Raw genomic sequence first — 24325 nt, forward strand, 5'->3', positions numbered from 1 at the left:
ATCGGCCGCGAATTTAAAGCTCATCCAGGGAATGAAGGATGGTCTCGTAAATTTTCTCCAAAGACTCATTAGAGGTGCACAGTGGAGGAAGAATGTAGACCACATTTCCGAGTGGACGAAGCAGGACGCCGCGCTCGAGGTAAAAGTTGTACAGAATATCCCGAATGGAGTTGAAGTAGCTCGTTTCTCCAGTGGTTTTTACCTCCAGGGCCAAAATGGTTCCTCGGGCTCTTACGTGCTTCACGCGAGGATGACTTTCCAGTTTTTGAGCAAAGGCTTCATGCTTTTGAGCAATTCGATTCACCTTTTCCTCTGTTTCAGGCTTAACCATTAGGTCTAAACTGGCCAACGCAGCAGCACACCCTACCGGGTTTCCGGTGTAGGAATGTCCGTGGTACAAAGTTTTGGTCACGTCGTCAGAGTAGAAGCCCATAAAAACTTCCTCGGTACACGTGGTCAAGGCGAGGGGAAGTGTTCCTCCCGTTAAGCCTTTCGACAGGGCCATGATATCTGGATCCGTTTCGAGCCAATCGGAGGCAAACTTTTTTCCAGTTCGGTAAAATCCGGTCATCACCTCATCAGCAATACAGAATACACCTTCACTTTGACAAGCGCGAATCAATCCATCCAGCCCAGCTGGAGAATACATACGCATACCTGATGCTCCTTGAACTAAGGGTTCATAGATAAAGGCCGCCACCTCATGTTCGTCAAGCACTTTTTTCAAAGCTTCAAGTGAACGGTTTTCATCCCCTTCGTAAGGAACCGGAATATGAATTACATCGAATAGGTATTCGGAGTAGAGCCCAGCCAAAAATTCGGAGTCTCCGATAGACATGGTTCCAAACGTTTCCCCATGAAAAGCGCCTTCCAAAGCAATAATCTTGGTTCGCTTTTCTCCCTTATTCTTGAAGAATTGAATGGCCATCTTCAACCCGATTTCTACAGCAGTTGAGCCATTGTCGGAAAAGAAGAAACGACTTTGACTATTCGGTAAAAGAGGTAAAAGACGTTCGCAAAGTTCTACGGCTGGTTCATGAGTGAAACCGGAGAAGATTACGTGCTCCAGGGTTTGAAGCTGCTTGTGAATCGTATCAGCAATATGTTGATTCGAGTGCCCGTGCAAAGTCACCCACCAGGAGGATACGGCGTCAATGTATTTTTTGCCATCCGCATCAAACAGAAATTCATCCTTTCCATGGGTTATAGCAATAGGGTCTCCAGCCGTTTTGGCTTGAGAATAGGGATGCCAAACTAAGCGCTTATCCCGTTCTAATAAATCATTCATTGAAAAGCGATTTTAAAAGTTGGGGTCTCAATTGATCGGCGGCTTGTTTGATGGTTTCAGGAGTTACTTCCTCTAACTCAGGAATGCAACCCAATTCTTTTAATCCAGTCATGTCCAAAATGACGGATTTACTTTCAGCGTTTTCTTCTCCGTTGAATACGATACCCGCGACTTCAATTCCGCGATTTTTTAATACTTCGGCAGAAAGCAGGGTGTGGTTAATACTGCCCAAGTAATACCGAGAGATCAAGATAACAGGAACCTGGAGCTCCTGAATCAAATCAAGTAGGGTAATGGTATCGTTTAAGGGAACCAGCAATCCACCTGCTCCCTCAATGAGCAGGGTAGAATTTACGGGTTCTGGAGTTTTAAAGTCCTTGATCTCAATTTGAACATTCTCCCGGGCTGCTGCGGCATGAGGAGACATGGGATGTTCCAGGCGATGGCGTTCCGGGTGAATATGTAATTGAGGGTGGCTTACCCATTCTTCAATCTTATGGCTGTCTGAATAATCGAGTTCTCCAGCCTGAATGGGTTTCCAGTAATCTGCTTTCAGAGCCTCGGTTAAGATGGCGCTGCTAACGGTTTTTCCGATTTCCGTTCCGATCCCGGAGACAAAAAATGTGTGCTTCATGAGACGTGTTTTTGAAAGGTTTCCAACAAGTCGTCGATGTCTTTTGTTCGATTATAGGCGTGGAGGGAAACACGTATTCTTTCCATTCCCTCAGGAACAGTCGGGTGGAGGATAGGAACTACCCGAAATCGATTTCGGGTAAGCTCAACTGCCGCTTCTCGAACTTGATCGTTTCCGGAAACGGGTAAGTATTGAATCGGAGAGTGGTCTTGAAAAGGCAAATTCAAAGACCGGGCTAATGCTCCGTAATGATCGATGTTGCGCAACAAATCCACTTGCTTTTGACGATCTCGCTGCACCAGTTCCAAACTGACCAGAATATCGGCTACTGCACTTTCTGAAAGAGCAGTAGTGTATATGAGCGATCGGGCAAAATTGATCAGGTAATCCTTGGTTCTGGGGAGCATAAAATCATCCCGCCATGTGTGCCCCAGGCTTTACCCAAACCAAGCATTCGGATAAAACAATTTTGCTGTTCTTTTTCAAATACCGAATCCAAGTATTCTAATCCGGCAGAATGGGCTTCGTCAAGAATTACGTAGGCGCCAAACTCTTCGGCCAATCGATTCACTCCAGCGAGTGGAGCCAGGTCGCCATCCATAGAATACACCGATTCCAGAGCAATGTAGATATTCCCTTCAGCAGCTTCCATTTTTTTGCGCAAATCCATCAAGTTGTTGTGCTTAAACTTGACTGATCGGGCATGAGATAGTCGAATTCCATCTCGAATGGAAGCGTGGCACCACTCGTCGTAAATGACGGTGTCGCCTTTTTGAGGAATACTGGAAAAAATTCCCAGATTAGCGTCATACCCGGAGTTAAATAGCAAGGCATCTTCCGATTGGAAAAATGCTGCCATGTGGGTTTCAGCCTGAATGTACAGGGCATGGTTACCAGAAATCAACCGGGACCCACCGGAACCTGCTCGGGACTCTGCCCCAAAAAATTGTTTTTTGATTTTGTTGCGATCCGGATGCTGAGACAGACCCAGGTAGTCATTCGAGCAAAAATCGATTTGTCCGGGTAATCCGGTGCGAAGGGTCCGAAGCTTATTGGCTTCCTCCCGTTCTTCCAATTTTCGATCAATGTGGGTAGGGATTCTCAAAAGTAACGTGCATCCAAAAGAAGTCTAAGCAAGACTTCGGGCAGCCGAAAACAGGAGAAATCAGTCTCCTGTTTTTGACGCCACAAATGTAGTAGGGAAATTCGGGATTAATCGATCAAATCCACACTTCGCTTAATAAAATCGGTTAGGGCTTGCCCAGTGAGCATTCCCTGCGATAAAAGAGCCAGGTCCACCGCTTGTTTGGCCAGGTTTTCCTGCTTACTCTCATCCGATTCAATCAACATTTTGCTAATCAATGGGTGATTGGCATTCACAACCAGATTCATCATTTCTGGCAGGTTGCCCATACCCATCATGCCACCGCCAACTTCGCTCTGCTCTTTCATTCGACGCATAAACTCAGGACGAGTGATCAACAAGGGACTTTCCGCTTCATTCAGGTTTTCGATCGCTACGCTGAATTTTTCTTTACCCGCAACTTTTTCGATCAATTCAGAAAGTGACTTCTCCTGATCATCGGTCAGGTTGTGTTTGCTTACCTCTTCTTTCTGGATCAATTTTTCAAGGGTATCGGAATCGATGCGGGCAAAACGTAGTTTTTCCATTTTACCTTCCAACTGCTGGATGAGGTGAGATACCAATGGACCAGCCAGCTGAACTACTTCATAACCTTTGGCTTTTGCAGCCTCGATATAGGTATGTTGTTCTTCTTTATCCGAAGTGTAAAGAACGATTTGATTACCGTCTTTATCCGTTTGATTTTCTTTGATTTTTTCCTGGTATTCTTCCAGCGTGTGGTAGCTATCGTCGATGCCTTTTAGCAAGTAAGAAGCCTTGGACTTGTCGAAGAATTTTTCTTCAGTAAGCATTCCGTATTCCATGAAGATGCGGATATCATCCCATTTGCTTTCAAAATCTTCACGGTCTTTTTTGAACATGGACTGAAGCTTATCAGCTACCTTTTTGGTAATATGTCCACTGATCTTTTTCACGTTTCCGTCGCTCTGCAGGTAAGAACGCGATACGTTCAATGGAATATCCGGAGAGTCAATTACACCGTGAAGTAGGGTCAAAAATTCAGGGACAATTCCCTCTACGCTATCAGTAATGAATACCTGGTTGCTGTAAAGCTGAATTTTGTTTTTCTGCAATTGCAGGTTATGCGCATTGCTCAGCTTTGGGAAGTATAGAATTCCAGTCAGGTTGAAGGGGTAATCAACGTTCAAGTGAATGTTGAACAATGGCTCTTCGAAGGTAGTTGGATACAACTCACGGTAGAAGCTGTTGTAATCCTCCGAGGTCAAATCCATCGGCTTTTTGGTCCAGGCAGGAGCAGGATTGTTCACCACGTTGGCTACTTTTTCCTCTACCTTCTTTACATTTCCTTCTTCGTCTTTGTTTCCTTCTGGATCGTCAATCCAATTGGATTTCTCTCCAAACTGAATGGATACAGGCAAGAATTTACAGTACTTATCGAGGATACCTGAAATGCGGTTATCTTCCAAAAACTCCAAACTGTCTTCAGCAATGTGAAGCGTGATTTCCGTTCCACGATCCGTTTTATCGGATGGAGAAACCGTAAATTCAGGGTCTCCTTCACATTCCCATATAACGGCAGGTGCATCTGTATGAGACTTGGTATTGACCACTACTTTGTCGGCAACCATAAAGGCTGAATAGAATCCCAATCCAAAGTGACCAATGATTTGCTCTGCCTGTCCTTCGTATTTCTGAACGAACTCTTCTGCTCCGGAGAAGGCAACCTGGTTTAGGTATTTTTCCACTTCCTCTTCGCTCATTCCAATACCGCGGTCTGTGATGGTAATGGTTTTGGCCTCTTTGTTCACTGCAACCTGGATGGTGGTGTCACCCATTTCCCCTTTAAACTCACCCAAATTGCTCAGGGTTTTAAGTTTTTGAGTAGCATCTACTGCGTTGGAAACTAACTCTCTCAGAAATATTTCGTGATCCGAGTAGAGGAACTTCTTGATGATAGGAAAAATGTTATCAGCTTGTACGTTTATTTTACCGCTTGCCATTTTTTCAGATTTTATCTTGTTTTCAATTGAATTTCGTGTGGTTAGGGCCAAGTCAAGCCTTGTGCCAGAGTAGGGGAGGGTGACAGAATGGCGGAATTGAACAAAGTCCATCTTCAATTCTTCTATATTTGGCGCCAAAATGTTATTTCTATGAGCGATCTCAATCTACGTCTATTAAGCAATTCTACACTACCAGGTCAACCTTATTTTGCTTGGCCCAAACCCTATTTGGGAGAATTTTTTGAACCGATAGATGAGATCCTCTTTGTTCCTTTTGCTGGCGTTACCATCACCTATGATGAGTATACGGAGATGCTTCAGAAGGCCATTCAGGAATTCGATGTAAAGGTGATTGGCATACACACTTGTGAAAATCCTGTGGAAGCGGTTCAAAATGCAAAGGCCATTGCTGTTGGGGGAGGAAATACCTTCCACCTTTTCCATGAGTTACACCGGCTAAACTTGATGAGTGAGATTCAGGCGGCGTGCCATCGTGGAGTACCCTACATCGGATGGAGTGCAGGATCTAATACGGCTTGCCCGTTTTTGCATACGACCAACGATATGCCCATTATTCAACCGGAAAGCTTTGAGGGCTTAAATCTGTTGCCCTTTCAAATCAACGTACATTACACCGATAAAACCCTGGAAGGCCATGGAGGAGAATCCCGAGATACTCGTTTGGCAGAATACCGCGTACTTCATCCTAATTTACCCTTGATCGGATTACCTGAAGGTGATTTAATCGAAGTTAAAGGAAACCTATACAATTTGGTGGGTGCGTTTCCTATGAAGGTATGGTTGCCTGGACAAAAAGAGGCAATGGAGGTAGCTCCTGGGATTTTTGACCCTTCGAACTGGTAAGGAATTAGTTAGTCGCTTTTACTGGATCACGGGTTTCCAATTGCCAGATATAAGGGGTAATCGGGTGACCATTTTTGAAGTAGTATACCCCTCCCCAGTCGTGGCGGGCTTGTACATACTCCGTTCCGATTCCTTCCAACACTACAATGCGGTAGGTTAGGCTTTTTCGGTGTCCTTTTCTGATTTCTTCTGTTACCCCTTCTGGATAGGCCCGGCCCAACTCATTTTGGAATTTGATCTTGTCCTTACGCACCGAGGATTCAGAGAGCTGCTCGGTTTTAAATCCTTCAGGTTTAGGTCTTGGCAAGTGGTGTGTTTTGGCAATGTGAATTTGTTTGGCCCGCTCTTCCATTTTACGGCAGTTGCGGATCGATTCCTTCAATTCGGTATTCAGTGGATCCAGTTCCAAACCTTTCTGGTATTCCTGAATAGCTTCCGCGTATTGGCCTCCTGCAAAGTAGTTGTCTCCTGCATCGAGAATGGTTTCCACTTTGGCCAACAAGGCTTCACGAGCTTTACGACGTTCTTCTTCCTCGGCTTGCTGAGCTTCCAATAGCGCTACATCTTTTTGAATACTGGCCAGCGCTTCTTTAGCACCCGCATGTCCAGGTTCGAGGTTAAGCACCTTTTCATAGCTCGCCTTGGCCGCCAGGAATTCTTTTTTAATAGCCTGCATCTTGCCTTGAGCCATGTAATTTGAAATCTCTTCCTGGCGCAGTTTTTCTTTTTGATCGGCGGTCAATCGATCGTGCGCCGACTTCAACTTATTGGCATTGGCAATACGGCTCTTAACCACGGCGCTGGCTGGATCCAGATCCAATGCCTGTTCATAGGAATCAAGAGCTTCCGAAAATTTCTTATCCGCCAGTTGTTGGTCACCCAAATCGAGGTAACTGGCAATTTGATTCTTTTTCTCCTGTTCCGCTTTGGCACGATCGGCGTCTGCTTGCTTTTTTCGAGCAGCTTCTTCTTTGGCCAACCGATCTTTTTCTTCTTTGGCTTGTCTCTCAGCAATTTGTTTGATTCGGGTGCCCGCCAAGGCATGAGCCGCATCCATGGCCAATACCTGATCAAACTTAGTTTTTGCCGTGGCCAAATCTCCGCTGTTGAAAGCCGCATCCGCTTCGCCAACGAGGGTTTGAATTTCTTGTTTTTTCTTCTCTTCAGCTTCGGCACGTGCAGCTGCCGCCTGCTTATCACGTTCCGCTTGCAATCGGGCCTTTTCAGCCTCTTCCTGTGCTAAGCGCTCTTGCTCTTCCTTGGCCTGACGCTCTGAGATTTGTTGAATTCGGGTGTTGGCCAAAGTATGACCAGCATCTAAGGCAAGGACCTCATTAAACTTGCTTTTAGCCGTGGTTAAATCTCCGCTATTGAAGGCCGCATCAGCTTCGTCCACCAGGGTCTGAATTTGTTTTTTACGCTCTTCGGCAGCCTGTGCACGAGCAGCGGCGGCTTGCTTTTCTTTTTCAGCCTGAAGTCTGGCTCGTTCGGCTTCTTCCTGAGCTAAACGTTCCTGCTCTTCCTTGGCTTCACGTTCTGTAATCTGTTGGATACGGGTAGTTGCCAAAGTGTGACCGGCTTCCAAAGTCAAAACTTCGTTGAACTTACTTTTAGCTGTGGTTAAATCTCCACCGTTGAAGGCGGCATCAGCTTCATCTACGAGCGTCTGAATTTGTTTTTTGCGCTCTTCAGCAGCTTGGGCAAGAGCCGCGGCTTCCTGTTTTTCTTTTTCCGCTTGAAGTCGAGCCTTTTCAGCTTCTTCTTGAGCCAGACGATCCTGCTCTTCCTTGGCCTCTCGATCTTTAATTTGTTGAAGGCGAGTTCCGGCTAAGGCATGAGACGCATCCAAGGTCAGAACTTGGTTAAACTTGCCTTTTGCCGTAGTTAAATCTCCACTGTTCAAGGCTGCATCACCTTCGCTCATCAACGACTCAATCTGCTTCTTAAGTTCTTCTTCTTCCTGTGCCTTGGCAGCAGCAGCCTGCTTTTCTTGTTCCGCTTTCAGGCGAGCTTGTTCGGCTGCTTCTTGTTCCGCCATTTTCTGATCGACCAGAGCGATTTGAGATTGAGCTGTACTATTTCCATCGTCTATGCTCAAGGCTTGTTGATAAGCACTTTTGGCAGCAGCCCAGTTTTCAGCAGCCAGGGCTTCGTTTCCTTGATCGATGAAAGCCTGAACTTTTTCCTGCAATTCGGCTTTATCCGCCGCTTGTTGAGCGGCTAAGGCGGCAGCAGCTTTTTCTTTTTCCTGAGCGGCCATCTTATCCGTAACCGATTGTAGTTTTTGTTGAGCTTCGCTGGAACCTGAATCCAAATTCAATGCTTCCTGGTACTTGCCTTTGGCATCGGTAAGTTTTCCTTCACTTTCAAACTGCTCTCCCTGGGCGATTAGCTGAGCCAGTTTGCGTTCTTTTTCTTCTTGAGCGGCTTGTTGCTCGGCTTCCTCAGCCGCTTTTTCTTTTTCCGCTTTCACGGCCGCATCCAAGGCAGTTTGGTATTCCGATTTTTTCTCTAAAGCCGGAGTGTAGTTTGGAACGAGACCTAAAGCTTCATCTACCAAATTCAGGGCTTCACGATGATTACCTCCCGATGCTTGAGTGGTGGCTTGAGCGAGTAGGGCATCTGCTTTTCCTTCTTGTTCAGCCTTGAGTTTAGCCGCTTTTTCTGCTTCTTCCTGTTCGCGCTGTTGCTTTTCTTGTTCGTCCAGCAATCCAGAAACCCGAGCCATGGAGGTTTTAACCTCTCCGTTCTCAGGATCAATGAGGAGGGCAGCAGCAAGTTTGTCTTTGGCACCTGAGTAGTTCTGGCCCTCTTCCAAGGATTTGGCCTCACCCAGCAGAGCGGTCACTTTAGCCTCTTTTTCAGCCGCTTCGGCTGCGGCCAGTTCTTTCTCGGTTTTTTCCTTTTCCAACCGAGTAGCTTCTTCAATTTTCTTATCCGCTTCAAGGGCACGACCGGGAACGAGCTCTTTGGCCATTTTGAATTGCTCACGGGCTTCCGAAAATTTCTCTTCGGCCATCAGCGTAGAGCCCTGAGCCAGGTAACTGTCAAATTGATCGTCGTCTTTTTTCTTTTGCTCTTCTTCCTTCAAGCGGTTGGCTTCAGCAATTAGCTCGGTGGTTTTTGAGTTAGTTGGAAGGATGTCTTCGGCGGCTCTAAAAGTACTTATGGCTACATCATATTGACCATCCTGCATTTGGGTTTCACCTTCCTTCACCTTAGCATCAAATTGAGCTTGAATTTCGGCTTGTTTGTCCGCCTCAATCATTTTCTTGGCTTCAGCAATGAGCTCCGGAGTGCGGTTTTCTTTTGGGTAAAAGGCATGGGCTTCTTCCAGCTTTTTGATTCCCGCGTCATACTGCTTGTCGGCAATAAGTTTTTCTCCTTCCGCCAACATCGATTCAAACTGAGCCAGTTTTTCTCCTTCAGCTTTAGCCTCTTTTAGTCTTTTGGCTTCGGCAATGAGTTCGGCGGTTTTGCTTTCGTTGGGTAGAATTTTTCCGGCAGCTTCAAATCCGGTGATAGCTTCGTCAAATTTTTCTTCTTTGAGCAAAGCTTCTGCCGAGGCAATGGCAGCATCGTATTGAGAGCGGGTTTCAGCTTGTGCCTTTTGACTTTTGAGTTTTTCCGCTTCAGCGATCAATTCAGTTGTCTTTGATTCAGAAGGGAGAATCTTTTCAGCGGCTTTGTATTGGGCAATCGCCTCATCAAACTTTTCGTTTGCCAGCAGGTCGTTTCCTTGGGCAACAGCAGCATCGTATTCGGCTCGGGTTGCTTGTTTGGCCTTGTCTTCCTTTCTTCGGTCCGCCTCGGCGATCATGGTCGCCGGGTGAGACTCATGAGGCATCACGTTCTGCGCTTCCTGGTATTTGGCTTTGGCCTCGTCAAATTTTTCTTGTTCCAAAAGAGCGTCAGCAGCCTTGACCAGTTCGTCATATTGAGATTTGATTTTGGCTTTTTCGGCTTGCAATTTCAAATCGTCGCACTCCTTCATCTTCGTGCCCGGGTAGGTTTCAGATGGCAGGATTTTAGACGCTTCTTCATACTTAGCCTTGGCCTGATCAAATTCACTGGACTTGAGCAAACCATCAGCTTCAGCGATCACTGCGTCATACTTTTCACGAATGGCGGCTTGTTTCTCTTCTTCTTTGAGTCTACCAGCTTCGGTAATTTGGGTTTTGGGATGAGTCTCCCCAGGCTTAATCTTTAAGGCTTCTTGGTAAGCGGTGACGGATTCATCCCATTTTTTCTGCTTGAACAGGTCATCTGCTTTGCCTACTGCAGCTTGGTATTCAGCGTCTAATTTTTGCTGGGCTGCCAGTTTAGCAGCCTCTTCTTTGGCCTTTTTGGCTTCGGCAATTTTGGTTTTCGGAGCAGCTTCTCCAGGCTTGAGTTTGGCAGCTTGCTCGTAGGAGGCAATGGCTCCGTCAAAATCCTGGGAGGCCAGTTTGTCATCTCCCGATTTCATGGCAGCCTTAAATTCGGCCTCCAGTTTAGCCGCTTCCTCCGCTTTGCGTTTTTCTTCTTCCAGTTGGGCTTGGAGTTTTTTGGCTTCGGTTATTTGATCCTGTGCCCATGCCTCATCAGGTTTGAGTTTAACGGCTTCCTGATACAGCGGGATCGATTCCTTGTACTTTTTGCTTTCGAAAAACGCATCGGCCTTGACTATAACTGCCTTGTATTTTTCGTCAATTTCGGCCTGTTTAGCTTCTTCGGCTGCCTTGGCCTTCATTTCCTTGGCTTCAGTAATCTTCTCGTCTGGGTACTTTTCAGTAGGTCCCCATTTTTTAGCCTCTTGGTAGGCTGCTATGGCTTCATCAAACTTTTTGGACTTGATGAGAGCATCTCCTTTGGAAACCGCCTTGCGGTAGTTGAGGGCATACTTTTCCTCGTTTTTGGCGGCCTTTGCTGCCGCTTTTTTGGCCTCTTCTTCCTTGCGAAGTTCAGCTTCAATTTCATCTAAAATGTCATCTTGGGCATAGGCTGCTGGGGCTATCGCGATCAAAAAGACCGAAGCCATTGCCATTATCCATCGCCTCCATTCTGCTGACATTTAAAAAAAACTTGTTGTTAAGGGTTTTCCGAGCGCCACGAATATACGAATTATCTACCCTCGCTTCCGGCTATCTGAAAAGCAATCCTCAAGAGGTGTTAAACGCTGGTGCCGTCCAAAAATTATACCTCATTGAACACACGAATTCAAGGTGGATAACCGTAATTTTGTAAAGTCTATGCATAACCTGGAACCCTATTACAACTGGCGCAGCTATTACACGGCTGAAGAGGATGAACGTTCGCCTTTCTACGGGAAGGAGTATTCGGAGTTTTTCTTCACGGATAGGATCTATGATCATGTTATTCATCCTCAATGGGATAACATGGGGTCGACCACCCTTTTTATGAAGATTCTTTATGCCGATTATGACAAGGGTTTTTGCATTCTCGAATTGATGGGCGAGTGGAACGATACCTTGTACAACGATATTATGACGCTCAAACGAAACATCATCGATCACATGGTGTATGAGGGCATCAACAAGTTCATCCTGATCGGAGAAAACGTGCTCAACTTTCATTCCTCCGACGATTGCTACTACGAGGAGTGGTATGAGGATTTAGAGGACGGATGGATCGCAATGCTCAACTTTAGGGAGCACGTTCAAGAAGAATTTGCTCGGGAAAACATCGACCAATATTTCCTCATGGGCGGCTCGCTCAATGATATGGCTTGGCGCACAAGACTTCCACTAACGGTCTTTAATCTGGTTGATCAGCTGGTGATGAAACGAATAGGCATATAAATTTGCCCTATGCGTATCCTGATTTTTCTGGGACTGATGCTCGCCTCGCAGCTTTCGGCCCAAGTCACTAATGTTAAGATCGGCCAAATCAAACGGTCGGTAGAACCCTCCATTTGCCTAGATCCCAATAATCCGGATGTTTTGGTAGCAGGGGCCGTTTTGGATGAGTTGTACACCAGTCGAGACGGTGGGAAAACCTGGACCATGGGGCACTTGCAATCCAGCTTCGGTGTTTGGGGGGATCCGGTAATTGTGGTGGATACAGCAGGAAGTTTTTATTATTTCCACCTGTCCAACCCGCCTTTTGGAACCTGGATTGATCGTATTGTATGCCAGCGATCTGATGATCAGGGAAAGACTTGGTCCAATGGAACTTTTACAGGATTGAATGAAAAAAGAGCTCAGGATAAACATTGGGCAGTTGTGGACCGTAACACCAATGCCATTTACCTTACCTGGACTCAATTCGATCGCTACAATTCAAGAGCACCTCAAGATTCTTCGGTCATTCTATTTTCCAAATCCAACGATAGAGGCGAGACCTGGAGTAAGCCAATGCGCATCAATCAGGTAGCTGGAAATTGCCTGGATAGTTCGGAAACAACCGAAGGAGCAGTTCCCACAATGGGGCCCAACGGAGAGGTTTATGTAGCCTGGGCAGGACCGGCTGGTTTGCGATTCGATCGTTCGTTGGACGGAGGAGAAACCTGGCTGGATCAGGATATATTGGTGGATGAGTATAAGGCGGGTTGGGATTATGAAGTCCCGGGTTTGTCTCGTTGCAATGGTTTACCTGTCACCACCAGTGATTTGAGCGGAGGAAAATACCAGGGTCGTATTTATGTCAACTGGAGTGATCAACGCAATGGATTGAACAACACAGACATTTGGCTCAAGTATTCCGATGACGGCGGTGACACCTGGAGTGCTTTGAAAAAAGTGAATGACGACCAGACCGAACGCCATCAGTTTCTCACTTGGTTAGCGGTAGATCAAGTAACCGGTTTTGTGTATTGCGTTTTTTACGACCGCAGGAATTACGATGATCATCAAACCGATGTTTACCTGGCCGTATCCAAGGATGGTGGAGACACCTTTCAAAACCTAAGAATCAGTCAGGAGCCTTTTACTCCAGAGGATGGGGTGTTTTTTGGGGATTACAATAACCTGGTTGCCCACAACGGAAGAGTAAGACCTATTTGGGCCCGGATGGATCAAAAGAAAACCAGTGTTTGGACAGCACTTTATGAAGAGGCGGCCAAACCGAATTCGCAGTCGCCCAAAACGGCACAGGTACCTGATGATCAGGAACCCGTATATGCCGCTCATACCGTGAAAGTAAAACTCAAAGAAGCCGGAGAAGTATCGCTCTACATTAAAGACAAAAAAGGGAATCGGGTTTCCACCGTATACCAGGGCTTGTCCTTGGAGGCCGGTGTTCATGAATTGACATTTAATCCAACCATGGAATTGGCAGAAGGCAAATATCGCCTGGAGTTGGTAACAGCAAAGGGTAGCAAGTGTAGCAGCTTACATCTGAAGCGCTAAAAAGATTCCATCAAAGTGAGGTAGAATTCACCATCGTATTCACCACGGGCGTAATCAAGTCTAAGGTTGATGCGTTCCTTGCGATTGAGTGCCAATCGAAGTCCCATACCATAGGTAGGTCGAAAATTGGAGGTTTGGAAATCATTAAAGTTCCGAGCTACAGCACCACTTCCTAAAAAAGCGGTAAATCCTACAAAATACCAGATCGGTGTACGGTATTCTATTTGCCCGGCCATCAAGTGTTGATCGCGGTAAGTTCCAATTTTATAACCACGCATAATAATCTGTCCACCCAGCTGAGCCATTCGGTTGAATGGGGTTTCTCCAAAATTGTATTCCCCATAAGCTTGAAAGGCCAAAACATGATTGTTGCCCAGGTTGAAGTATTTGCGCATATCCAGGGTAAAGTGATTGAAGGCAAAGTCACTGGCAAAGGCCGGATCGAAAAAGAGCATGCTCAATCGAACAAAATGACCCTTATAGGGAGCATATACCTTGTCGCGATGATCCCACTGAAACTCCCAACCCAGGCCTGAGGTAACGCCACCTTCTCCTCCCGGAATCAATCCGGAGCTGAGCCAACCCCCTTCTTCGGTTTCATCCATGGTGGTGTTTTGAATAAAAAGCCGGGGTCCCGTGTACCAATGTTTCTTAATCCGATGGGTGGCGGTGAGTGCCAATCGAGGGAAACTGGCTTGATACAATTCGCTGTAACCTTGCGGAAATTCGTTACCTACACCAGCAAAGAAATAGGGGTAGCGGTAGTAGGAAAACTCCCCCGAATGCGGTAACGGTCTCCCTTCAAGAATAGATTAAAGGGAAGGGAAAATAGAATTTGATCATTTAAGGTGTAAGCCAAGGACAGGCCAACATTGGAAATAGGAGAGAGGGTATCCTCCTTGCTGAACCGGAAAAATCCCAAGCCAATAGCGCCGAATGCCCACCTTGTTTCCGGAGTGTAATATACCGACGGAAGCAGAATCCACTTTCTGGGTTTATTGAGTTTAAACCGGCTCGTATCTATGGACAGAGCGCTGGTTTGATTATTCTGATTTTGGGGAGAAGTAGGAGATTGAGCAGACCCTTCCACTTGAAGGAGAGTTAAGCCCATCCAAAGAACCCATACTATACTCCAAAATCGCATGGATCAGCTGAATTGTTTTTTGATCAATCCCACCACATGAGCGTCAATGAGAAATTCAAATTCCTTAGCATCCAGGGTTGAAATATCAGCCCAGCGAAAGGCTTCTTGATCCCCAGTTATAGCCCGGTCAAAATCGAATCGCTTGGTACTCGTTTTGAACTTGTTATCCCCTTTGATTTTGCAGCGGTGGTAGATACTGATAACTTGTTCCCATGGACGAAAAGCAGACCTGACAAACTGATCTGTTGTATGGAAATGATTCAGCACTTCGATGGGTTGGTTCATTTCTTCCTGGCATTCGCGGTGCAGGCATTCAACGGGCGATTCTCCAAGTTCCAATCCACCGCCCGGAAATTTGGTAAAGTACTTGCCTCGAATGATTTCATCCGATACCAATACCTGGTTTTGATCATTGATAAACAAAGCGTAAACACGAACGTTGAATTCTCTGAGTGCTTCCATGTTAGTTTTGGGGCTTACGAGCTCTTAGCATTTCACGTTTCCCAGGAGGTCCTGGTATTTTTTCTACTTCAAATCCTACTTGTTTTAAGGCTCGTTTCACATCTCCTTTACAACTGTAGGTCACCAATATTCCACCCGGTAATAACCAATCCAGTAGTCTTTCAAACACCGTGGCATCCCACAATTCCGGTTGAACCCGGGGACCAAATGCATCAAAATAGATCAGGTGTCCTGGTTCCGGTAAAGAGATGGATCGAATATCACCTTCCATCTTTTGAAGGATAAAGTGGCTATTGATTCTTTCGGGTTGCTCCCAACTCGATTGGTGTAGGTTTTCAAACACCGAACTTAATTCTGGTTCTTCCAGTTGTTCGGTGTAATTCAGCTTTTGCCAAATCGATTCTTCCACGGGGTACCGCTCTAAGCCAAAGTAGGTAATTTGCTGATCCCTCTTAGGAGCTTCTCTGGCAGTGAGTAGGGCATTGAGTCCGGTGCCAAAGCCCATTTCAAAAATTCGAACCTCCTTCAACGAGGCCAATTCATCTAACCCGCTTTTTAGGAAAACGTGAAGGGCTTCCTGAATAGATCCGTGCCTGGAATGGTAGGTTTCGTCCAACTCTGTGTGGTAGAGTGAATGAGAGCCATCACCTGATTCAATGATTTCCAAGGGCATATTCAGTGGGGTGTATTAAGACGATAAATTTTTGATCGGCACAAAAGTGCTGCAAAGTAATTACATGAAACCCATTTTACCGCCTAAAGCTCCAGTCTTCGTTCTTCCGAAAATTGAATTAGATCTTGAAAGAAAGCTTTGAAATCTTCATAAAGCCCTTCGTAGTTTTCATTTAGATAATCTACGGAGTTGGCCAATTGAGAAGGAAATCGAGTACGTTGAGATAATCCATAAAAGACGTTGCGTAAGGCATCCTTCCGACCGTAATTGACCAAGATGTTGTGTTGGATCATGAACTGAAAGAACCTTTGTGCGTATTGGGGAAGCTCGGGGTATCTCGCTTGTAACAGGGCATAAATGTCCTGGGCATAATCCTCCAAATTTTCTTTGTGATAATCGGACCAATGGATCGCTAAAAAATGATCGTAGTAGACGTCAACCGCGATTCCTGCAAACTTGCCAAGCGAGTTTCTTACGCGGCTCACGCTGTTCTTCACCAATGGATGACTGTCGGTATAGGAATCAATGGCGCGGTGAAGTACTATGCCCTTCTGAACGCCCGAAGAGTAGTCATAAATCTTTTTGCCTTTTACAAAATCAGCGATGTAATTGCCAACGATGATATCGTCGTCATCTCCTGACAAGTATATATGGGCAAGGTGATTCACTTTTGCTAAGATACGGTTCCAGTTTGGTAAATATGTTTCCGATCTGTCAAATTGCGGCTTAACTTTTGCAAATCGACTCTTACATTTGCGGTATGATTAAATGGGTAATGACGATGGCGGCCTTTTTGATTGCTTTTCAAGGGCAATCACAGCTGCTTGAAAAACAGTATGAAGACGAATTATGGGCTTATTACAACAATGGCCTGAACTCTTTTTTGTGGAGTGGAATCGGTGGCGCGCTCAAAGTGGGGATCGATGAATACTACGTAGACGACGCTCTTCGATTCAACGATGCTGTGTTTCATGATGCACGCAGTTACAACGTTGAAACATTTAGTGTAATCGATTTTGATGATCCGATCAATCAATCCAAATACGAATTGATTTTTGAAGCCGGCGATACGGTAAATCTGATGGAAGCCTTGCTCTATCTGGGTGATAACTATGGCGCTTATTACAAAGATCATCGCCGAATTCGAGCCCTAACCTTAAACGAAAGGGATAGCATTAAGGATACCTGCGACTTGCTAAACAGCCGTAAGATGGTCCTGTATGAATGGTGGTATATGGATACAACCAATTATCAGTTGCGTTCTTTTATTCGTTCTTATGGAATTTATGATGCCAACGATCCCAAGGCAGATAGACCAGCGATTTGGGTCGATATCGTAACCATGGACCCTAAGTTAATCAATCGCTTTCAGGTGAAGAAAGGAGACGGCTTTGTATCCATCGATAAATGGTTGAGAAGTTGGGATCTGGAACGAAGTGAGGTTTTGGTAATGCCGAGTGGTTACCCAGACATTCGTATCAACGATCCTTTTCACAACGAAATGGATGCCCCAATTTACCGAACCCTTATTGAAATGAGAGGGCAAAACCTTCCGGTAAAAAAGAACCGTGTAAAATCTAAGCTGGTTAATGGCTCCTACAAGAATGGTGAGCGAAATGGCACTTGGACCTATAGCAAAAAAGGAAAGGTTTTGGCGGAGTTTTCGTACAGCAAAGGAATACCCGACGGCTCGTACTCCTTATATTTTGAAGACGGTTCGTTACGCGAAAAGGGAACGTTTAAAAAGGGAGTCAAGGAAGGGGTATGCAAGGCCTACTATCCGGATGGTAATCTCAAGAGTGAAAGAAACTTTAAAAACGGTAAGCAAAACGAGAAGCAATCTCAGTACTACACAACGGGTCAGTTGCACAGCACTTGGTTTGTGGAGAATGGACGGCCGCATGGTGTTTACAATCAATACAACGAAGATGGTACCTCCAGGCTAAAAGGACGTTTTCTTAATGGAATGATTGCTTCGGAATGGACCTACCAAATGTACTTAGAGGAAGTGCTATGTGGATTTCTTCAAGATGACTTTATGAACGGGGAAGTGTACAAGCAGGTGGAGCAAGGAGCAATGGATGATTGCCGTGCCGATTTTGTTATCCGCTTTGTTCATGATAAAAGCCAAGGCTGCTACAAGGGGCTTTGTATTCTTCCGGAGCCTATTGGTAGGATTAAGTAGGATTTAGAATCCCTCGAAAGCTCCCAGTCCAAATAGAGCGAAGTCGTACTTGACTGGATCTTTAGCATCCAGTTTTCTTAAGTTATCTGTGATTTCTGCCACGGCTTTCCAATCGTTTGCTTTCCGTTGAAGTAGTCCCAATTTCCTTCCTACATTTCCCGTGTGAACATCTAAGGGGAGCATCAATTCAGCGGTATCGAAGGAAGGCCAAATTCCAAAATCAACTCCGCGTTTGTCGTTCCTAACCATCCAGCGTAGGTACATATTGAGTCTTTTGGAAGAAGAACCCTTGGCTGGTGAACTCAAGTGCTTTTCACTTCTTTTGGGGTGAGGTGGACCCAAAAATACTTCCCGAAAATGATTGATGGCCTCATAGGCTCCTTGTCGAGCACTGAAAACGGATTCCAATCCACCGTGATTCTGGTAAATGTGTTGCAAGGCACGAACAAAGGTTACGGCATCTTCTCCCTGAAAAGTACGGTGAACAAACTTTTCGAATTGGAGTAAGTCACGGTCTTCGGCATGCAGGACAAAGTCGTAGGGAGTACGATCCATCAAGTCGATCAACAAATTGGATTTTTGGATGATGGTTTTGCGCTGTCCCCAAGCCAATGAGGCGGCCAGGAATCCGGCAATTTCAATGTCTTCCTTTTTCGAAAACTGATGGGGAATGCTAATGGGGTCCGTTTCAATAAAGCTGTTTCGGTTGTACAGATCGTACTTTTCGTCCAGAAATTCCCGAAGGTCTTGGGTGGATAGGCTGCTTCCCATTTATTCCACGATCATTCCGTCAGACAAGGTGAGCTTTCGATCTGCCATGTCGGCCAATTCGCGGTTGTGGGTAACGATGACGAAGGTTTGGTTGTAAGCTTTTCTCAGGTCAAAGAATAATTGGTGCAATTCTTCACTGCTTTTCGAATCCAAGTTTCCAGAGGGTTCATCGGCCAGGATGACAGCCGGCTGATTGACCAGAGCTCGTGCTACAGCAACCCGCTGTTGTTCTCCCCCGGATAGTTCTGCCGGTTTGTGATCGAGGCGGTGTGAAAGCCCTAAAAATTCAAGATGCTTGAGCGCTTGTTCACGGGCTTCGGCTTTACCCGTTCCGGCTATATAAGCGGGGATGCAAACATTCTCCAATGCAGTAAACTCGGGTAACAATTGATGAAACTGAAAAACAAAACCAATATGCTTGTTCCGAAACCGTGAAAGGGCATTTGGATCCAAACGATTAACTTCTGCCTGGTTTATTTGAAGTACCCCCGTATCGGGTAAATCCAATGTGCCAAGAATCTGAAGTAAAGTTGTTTTTCCGGCTCCCGATGCTCCAACAATACTCACCACTTCTCCTTGATCAATATGCAGGTCAATACCCTTCAATACTTGAAGGTTTCCGTAGGACTTGGTAATTTTTTTAGCTGTGATCAAGAGCGGGGAAATGGATTTATTCAGGAAGACTAAAATAGCCAATCAATGGATAGTGATCGGAAAGGTCTTCATGTACGATTTCGAAATAGTGGTTTTCAATTTGAGGACTGTAGAACATGTAGTCGATGCGAAGAATGGGAAGCATACCATTGTAGGTACTACCTAAACCGCTGCCATTTTCCTGAAAAGCATCTTTTAGGTTTCCGCCCGCCCGAATCATTTCGTAGGCATGAGATAGGGGAGTGTCGTTAAAATCACCGCATACAATGATGGGGTAGGGACACTGTTCCATGTGCTCTTCGATCGTGTAGGTTTGTTCTTCGCGTTTTTCGTAGGCTTTAACCAATCGGGATATTAATCCTTTGGTTTCTTCCGTTGGGCTTTCTGAATTCTGAGGGTTTCGAAGAAACTCGTAGTCATCTGGTTTAAGGTGAACGGACTGCAAGTGCATGTTGTAAACACGGACTACCGTACCATCAAAATCGATATCCGTGTAGATGCACATGTTGGTGCCCTCTCGTTCAAATTCCACCATGCCCTTCTCCACAATGGGGTACTGACTCAAAGTGGCCAGACCAAACTTATTGCCGCGGAATTCGGGCAGGTATTCTACATGGCGATATTTGGCATGGGTCACCTTTTTGATGGAATCGTAAGGCGAGAAGTCTTTTCTATCCGTATCGAAGAATTCCTGAAAGCAGTAAACATCAAATAGATGTTGATCCAGGTAGCGGAAAATCTTTTCGCCATCCTCGGTTTGAAATTCAGGTCCGTTTAGACCAAAGGCTTTGAGGTTGTGCGAATAAAAACGGATGGACTCTACCGGAGGGTATTCTGGTTGTTCCTGAAACTGAAAGAATTTGTTGAAATGAAAGTAGCCCGCAGCGATCACCAAAATGGATAGAAAGAAGCGGTTTTTCAATCGAAAAGCCCAGTAAATGATAAAGATGATATTGATTGCCAACCACACCGGGTAGAGCAAACCAAACAGAGAAATGAACCAAAGATCTCCCGGACGTACGTAAGGAGATATGTAGGAAAGGACCAGAGCTATGGCAAAGACATAGTTCAGAACATACGCAACGCGGTCAAGGGTTTTCAAAATCGAGTATTACTTTTTGTTACTGGATTTAAACAGAAATTCTTTTTCCTCTTCAGTCAAAGAATCGTACCCTGACTGCAAAATTTTATCAAGGATCGAATCTACACGTTTTTGGTCAAATCCAGCATCTGGTTCCGCCGCTCTTTGACGAGGGGGAGTTCGGCGTTGTGCGCGGCCATCATTTTTGACCACACGCATTCGGCGTCGCTTGGTAAATAGTCCCATAAAACGATCGATCACCGAATTGAAGGTTAGGGTTAGATCAGTACCTCGTTGCAGGTTTCTAATAAAGACATAACCCATTACTGCACCACCAATATGGGCCAGCTTCCCTCCCGTGTTGATGGAGAAATCCATAACCGTGGATGTGATAAATAGGACAAGGGCAATGTATTTGATTGGAACTTCGCCAAATAAGAGCAGTCTTACGGGGTAATTCGGAACCAAAAAAGTAATGGCAACCATAACGCCTGTAACTCCGGCAGAAGCTCCCAGTAGCCAGGAACCCATGAGGTTGCTATCGGTCACTACCATCAATCCATAGGCGACGAGAAAGAACAATCCGCCCGCAATTCCACTCATGAAGTAGACGGCTACAAATCTTCTCGATCCTTGAAACTCCAGCATGATCCTACCAAATATGTAAAGGACCAACATGTTGAAGAACCAATGGGTAAAACTACCATGAAGAAACATGTAGGTGACCAAGGTCCAGGGACGAGTGATGTAGGTGCCAATGTTTCCGGGCAGGGCCAACCATTCTACCACAGGTACAAAGTCCTGGATAAGCCGTTGGACCAAAAAGATGATGGTGGTATATAGAATGACGCGATGCAGAGGATTTCTCGCCTGAACAATACTCTTTAAGTCATCCAATATAAAGTTTGCCATACTAATAGATCGGCGTATCCGCCTTCCAGTATTTAATCAACAAATATCCGAATAACATTCCTCCCAGGTGCGCAAAGTGAGCAATGTTATCGCCAGGTGAGTTTTGGAAAGCAACGTACAATTCGAAAGCTCCGAAAAACATCACCATGTACTTGGCCTTGATGGGGATGGGGAAAAATAGAGGAATGATTCTCAAATTTGGGAAAAGCATTCCAAAGGCAAGTAGAATACCAAAAACAGCTCCTGAAGCTCCTACCAGAGGTACATTGAGCAACTGGTTCAATTCAGCCATATCGGGATTGTTATAATTCATGCCTTGCTGAAGAACATTAGCTCCTTCCGATTTAACGATCTCAATCATATCCGGGGTCAAGTTGGACATAACCGAGCTCACCTGGTAAAAATCAATTCCAAAATGAAATAGGGAAGCTCCAACACCGGTGATCAAATAGTAGGTAAGAAATCGTTTTGGTCCCCACACGTTTTCAATGTTGCTTCCAAACATCCAAAGCATAAACATGTTGGTCAAAATGTGATAGAGACCTCCATGCATAAACATATACGTCACCAACTGATAAGGGCGGAAAGACTCAGATTCAAAATAGTACATACCCAAAACCTGATTCAGGTTCTCATGATATACCTGTTGCACGACGTAAGTGGCAAGGAAAAACAAGCCATTAATGATGAGCAGGTTCTTAACCACTTGGGGTATTCTTCCAACATTAAACATTAATCGAATCGTTTGTTGAGTTCATCCATATAGAGCGTAGTAATCACTAATTTACCCGATGGGGTGGCATAGGGATTCTCGCAGGCGAACAGAGAGTCAATAAGATTTTGAATTTCGGTAGGCTCCAAAGGACGGTTTCGTTTGATGGCACCTTTTTGGGCTAACGAAAATGCCACATTTACACGGGCATCCAGTTTAAGCTCCTGAGCATTGAGTTGGTAGTTCTCCAAAATACCATCCAGCAATTCCTGAGCATCCTGATCGCTGAGTTCGGCGGGAACTCCACGTACGATAAAGGTGTTCTTTCCAAATTCTTCCAGGTCAAAACCCAATTGGTTGAGTTCAGGAAGAAATCCTCGGATTAATTCACTTTCGCCAGCTGCGTATTCCAGGGTTACAGGAAATAGGCTTTGCTGCGAAGTGCCTTGACGGTGGGCCAGGGCGTGTAAAAATTGTTCAAACAGAATTCTTTCGTGGGCCCGTTGCTGATCAATGATCATAACGCCCGATTTGATTTGCGAAAGAATGTACCGGTTGTGAAGCTGAAAAAACTTTTTGTCGGTTTGTAAAGGATTCTCTTGGTCCAACCCTGAAATCTCTTTTTGAGTAATTCGAGTTTCCTCTTCCTCCATAGGCATCCCAGCTACCTCTTGCTGAGTTAAGGTGGTTTCGGGGTAAAGCGTTTCCCAGTTATCGATGGATTGCTTTTTGGGCATACTCATCGACCCACCTCCACTTGATCCACCGAAACTTGTGTTGGCAGATTTGGATTCAAAGGGATTAAATTCAGGATTAACCGTGATAGATGGAGGTACCACTTCCGTACGATTGGTCAAATCGTCGAAGGCCGTTTCCCGGTTAAAGTCGAGAGTAGGGGCAATGTTATGTTCTCCCAATGCCTTCTTGACCGATGATCGCAAAATGGCGTACACCGATTTGTCATCCTCAAATTTTACCTCGGTCTTGGTTGGGTGAATATTGATATCCACGAACGACGGATCGCAGGTAAACCGGATGAAGTAGGAGGGATGGTATTTTTCGGGTATCAACTCGTCGAATGCGGCAGTTACGGCGTGATGCAGGTAGTTGTTTTTGATGAAACGATCGTTCACAAAAAAGTACTGCTCTCCTCTTGTTTTTCGGGCATTCTCGGGTTTTCCAATAAATCCTTCGAGTGATATGATATTCGATTCCTCGGCCATGGGTACCAAACGATCGTTGTAGTTTTTTCCGAAAATGGCTACGATCCGTTGACGGTAGTTTCCCTTGTTGAGGTGAAAAAGTTCATTGTCGTCAGAAAACAGTCTGAATTGAACAGCGGGATAGATCAGGGCAATCCGCTCAAATTGATCAATGATGTGTTTGCTTTCTACACTATTTGATTTGAGGAACTTTCTCCTTGCCGGTATGTTGAAGAAAAGATTTTTAACGGCGATCGATGTTCCTTGATTGTGGCTGCAGGGTTCCTGGCTTTTGATTTCTGATCCATCAATCATCAGGCAGGTTCCTATATCTGTATCCGCTTGCCGGGATTTGATTTCGCACTGGGCTACAGCCGTAATCGAAGCGAGAGCCTCGCCTCTAAATCCCATAGTTCTAATTCGAAACAGGTCTTGAGCATCATTGATTTTGGAGGTGGCGTGGCGCTCAATAGACATTCTAAGGTCCGTTGGAGACATACCCGAGCCATTGTCAATAACCTGGATGAGGTTTTTACCGGCATTTTTAATGACCACGGTAATCTGGTCGGCACCCGCATCGATGGCATTTTCCATTAATTCTTTTACCACCGAGGCTGGTCTTTGAACTACTTCACCCGCTGCAATTTGGTTGGCGACTGCATCGGGAAGGAGTTTAATCACGTCATTCATTAAAGGACAAAAAGGTAGAAGTAGAACAGGATAAACAATAACCCGGCAATCATGGCCACTCGCATGTTTGACTGCTGGGATGCCGATTTTCGGCTTTTTCTTCTCCATTCATCCGACAGTTTCAATCGAACGGTTTCCGAGTCTACATCCCCGGCAGGCCGATTTTCGGCAGCAACCCTTCTTTTGGCTTCTTCGATACGTTGACGAATTTCTTCTTGTTCTTCGTCGAAGTACATCGGTTTGTAATTAAACCTTCGGTGCCGTGGAGTTTTGAGTAATGATGGAAAACGATGTCGCATAGCTCAAATAGTTTTACAAAAATAAATACTTTGAATTCACAGGGGGCTTACCGGAGAAGGGAATAAACGTTTAAAAATGATAATCTCCGTATCCCGTCTTTAAAAAATTCAAGAACCGTACCAGATTTAGGGGCGAGTAGTGAGTAGCGAGAAGCGAGTAGTGAGAAGGGAGTGGCGAGAAACGAGTAGTGAGAAGCGAGGAGAGAGAGGGGAGAAGAAGGGAATCTTGAATTCTGAATTCTGAATTTTGAAGATTCAAGATTGATTTTGAGGATTGAACCTTGAAGCCTTATCAAAAAA

Annotated in this window: 22 protein-coding genes; 4 read left to right on the top strand and 18 right to left on the bottom strand. The window is 45.4% G+C overall.

The genetic code is table 11. From position 1 onward, the window contains the following. Nucleotides 1–13: 13 nt before the first annotated feature. The 5 genes from bioA to htpG all read right to left on the bottom strand — a co-directional run bounded on the left by bioA (nt 14) and on the right by htpG (nt 5027). A complete protein-coding gene (gene bioA, locus KFE98_13775) occupies nt 14–1288 on the bottom strand; it encodes an adenosylmethionine--8-amino-7-oxononanoate transaminase (GenBank protein ID UTW61080.1) in 1275 nt (424 codons plus the stop codon). Beyond that, nucleotides 1281–1922, bottom strand: a complete 642-nt coding sequence (gene bioD / locus KFE98_13780) for a dethiobiotin synthase (GenBank protein ID UTW61081.1) — start codon at nt 1920–1922, stop codon at nt 1281–1283. Before bioD ends, bioA begins: the two co-directional genes overlap by 8 nt. Next, complete coding sequence (locus KFE98_13785) at nt 1919–2329, bottom strand: hypothetical protein (GenBank protein ID UTW61082.1); 411 nt, start codon at nt 2327–2329, stop codon at nt 1919–1921. The genes bioD and KFE98_13785 overlap by 4 nt, the downstream gene beginning before the upstream one ends. Then, nucleotides 2302–3027: an aminotransferase class I/II-fold pyridoxal phosphate-dependent enzyme gene (locus KFE98_13790; protein UTW61083.1), complete on the bottom strand. Its 726-nt coding sequence runs from the start codon at nt 3025–3027 to the stop codon at nt 2302–2304. The genes KFE98_13785 and KFE98_13790 overlap by 28 nt, the downstream gene beginning before the upstream one ends. 107 nt (nt 3028–3134) lie before the next feature. After that, nucleotides 3135–5027, bottom strand: coding sequence for a molecular chaperone HtpG (gene htpG, locus KFE98_13795; GenBank protein UTW61084.1), 1893 nt, complete (start codon nt 5025–5027; stop codon nt 3135–3137). Between the two features lie 150 nt (nt 5028–5177). On the opposite strand from htpG, the gene pepE reads away from it, so the two are divergent. Continuing rightward, nucleotides 5178–5891, top strand: a complete 714-nt coding sequence (gene pepE, locus KFE98_13800; protein ID UTW61085.1) for a dipeptidase PepE — start codon at nt 5178–5180, stop codon at nt 5889–5891. Nucleotides 5892–5895: 4 nt separating this feature from the next. Here the strand turns inward: pepE and KFE98_13805 are convergent, their stop codons facing one another. Continuing rightward, nucleotides 5896–10944, bottom strand: a complete 5049-nt coding sequence (locus KFE98_13805; GenBank protein UTW61086.1) for a tetratricopeptide repeat protein — start codon at nt 10942–10944, stop codon at nt 5896–5898. A 178-nt stretch (nt 10945–11122) separates the two neighbouring features. Here KFE98_13805 and KFE98_13810 point away from each other — a divergent pair, with 178 nt between their 5' ends. After that, complete coding sequence (locus KFE98_13810) at nt 11123–11692, top strand: hypothetical protein (protein ID UTW61087.1); 570 nt, start codon at nt 11123–11125, stop codon at nt 11690–11692. 9 nt (nt 11693–11701) lie between these two features. Then, nucleotides 11702–13240 (top strand): glycosyl hydrolase, encoded by a 1539-nt coding sequence (locus tag KFE98_13815; GenBank protein ID UTW61088.1) that lies wholly within the window; start codon nt 11702–11704, stop codon nt 13238–13240. Here the strand turns inward: KFE98_13815 and KFE98_13820 are convergent. The 5 genes from KFE98_13820 to KFE98_13840 form a co-directional block, all read right to left on the bottom strand. After that, nucleotides 13237–13845 (bottom strand): BamA/TamA family outer membrane protein, encoded by a 609-nt coding sequence (locus KFE98_13820; GenBank protein UTW61089.1) that lies wholly within the window; start codon nt 13843–13845, stop codon nt 13237–13239. The genes KFE98_13815 and KFE98_13820 overlap by 4 nt on opposite strands. 128 nt (nt 13846–13973) lie before the next feature. After that, entirely contained in the window at nt 13974–14384 is a 411-nt protein-coding gene (locus KFE98_13825) for a hypothetical protein (protein ID UTW61090.1), read from the bottom strand. Between the two features lie 3 nt (nt 14385–14387). Continuing rightward, a complete protein-coding gene (locus KFE98_13830; protein ID UTW61091.1) occupies nt 14388–14846 on the bottom strand; it encodes an NUDIX domain-containing protein in 459 nt (152 codons plus the stop codon). A 1-nt stretch (nt 14847) separates the two neighbouring features. Then, nucleotides 14848–15519, bottom strand: a complete 672-nt coding sequence (gene mnmD / locus KFE98_13835; GenBank protein ID UTW61092.1) for a tRNA (5-methylaminomethyl-2-thiouridine)(34)-methyltransferase MnmD — start codon at nt 15517–15519, stop codon at nt 14848–14850. An 83-nt stretch (nt 15520–15602) separates the two neighbouring features. Further along, the gene (locus KFE98_13840) at nt 15603–16187 is read right to left on the bottom strand and encodes a DUF479 domain-containing protein (protein ID UTW61093.1); all 585 of its coding nucleotides are present in this window, start codon (nt 16185–16187) and stop codon (nt 15603–15605) included. A gap of 92 nt (nt 16188–16279) precedes the next feature. Between KFE98_13840 and KFE98_13845 the strand changes: the two genes are divergently transcribed. After that, a complete protein-coding gene (locus KFE98_13845; protein UTW61094.1) occupies nt 16280–17704 on the top strand; it encodes a toxin-antitoxin system YwqK family antitoxin in 1425 nt (474 codons plus the stop codon). Nucleotides 17705–17707: 3 nt separating this feature from the next. Here KFE98_13845 and KFE98_13850 read toward each other — a convergent pair whose 3' ends face one another. From KFE98_13850 to KFE98_13880, 7 genes are read right to left on the bottom strand one after another with little or no spacing between them, the layout of a single operon-like run. Then, nucleotides 17708–18475: a TIGR02757 family protein gene (locus KFE98_13850; GenBank protein UTW61095.1), complete on the bottom strand. Its 768-nt coding sequence runs from the start codon at nt 18473–18475 to the stop codon at nt 17708–17710. Beyond that, on the bottom strand, nt 18476–19129 hold the full coding sequence (locus KFE98_13855) for an ABC transporter ATP-binding protein (protein UTW61096.1): 654 nt from the start codon (nt 19127–19129) through the stop codon (nt 18476–18478). Nucleotides 19130–19145: 16 nt separating this feature from the next. Beyond that, nucleotides 19146–20231, bottom strand: a complete 1086-nt coding sequence (locus KFE98_13860; protein ID UTW61097.1) for an endonuclease/exonuclease/phosphatase family protein — start codon at nt 20229–20231, stop codon at nt 19146–19148. A 9-nt stretch (nt 20232–20240) separates the two neighbouring features. After that, complete coding sequence (locus tag KFE98_13865) at nt 20241–21122, bottom strand: rhomboid family intramembrane serine protease (GenBank protein UTW61098.1); 882 nt, start codon at nt 21120–21122, stop codon at nt 20241–20243. A 1-nt stretch (nt 21123) separates the two neighbouring features. Continuing rightward, nucleotides 21124–21837 (bottom strand): rhomboid family intramembrane serine protease, encoded by a 714-nt coding sequence (locus KFE98_13870; GenBank protein ID UTW64713.1) that lies wholly within the window; start codon nt 21835–21837, stop codon nt 21124–21126. A gap of 17 nt (nt 21838–21854) precedes the next feature. Beyond that, complete coding sequence (mutL, locus tag KFE98_13875; GenBank protein UTW61099.1) at nt 21855–23726, bottom strand: DNA mismatch repair endonuclease MutL; 1872 nt, start codon at nt 23724–23726, stop codon at nt 21855–21857. Further along, complete coding sequence (locus tag KFE98_13880; protein ID UTW61100.1) at nt 23726–24025, bottom strand: hypothetical protein; 300 nt, start codon at nt 24023–24025, stop codon at nt 23726–23728. Before KFE98_13880 ends, mutL begins: the two co-directional genes overlap by 1 nt. Nucleotides 24026–24325: the final 300 nt, after the last annotated feature.

It is taken from the genome of bacterium SCSIO 12741 (assembly GCA_024398055.1).
Classification (GTDB): Bacteria; Bacteroidota; Bacteroidia; order Flavobacteriales_G; family Salibacteraceae; genus SCSIO-12741.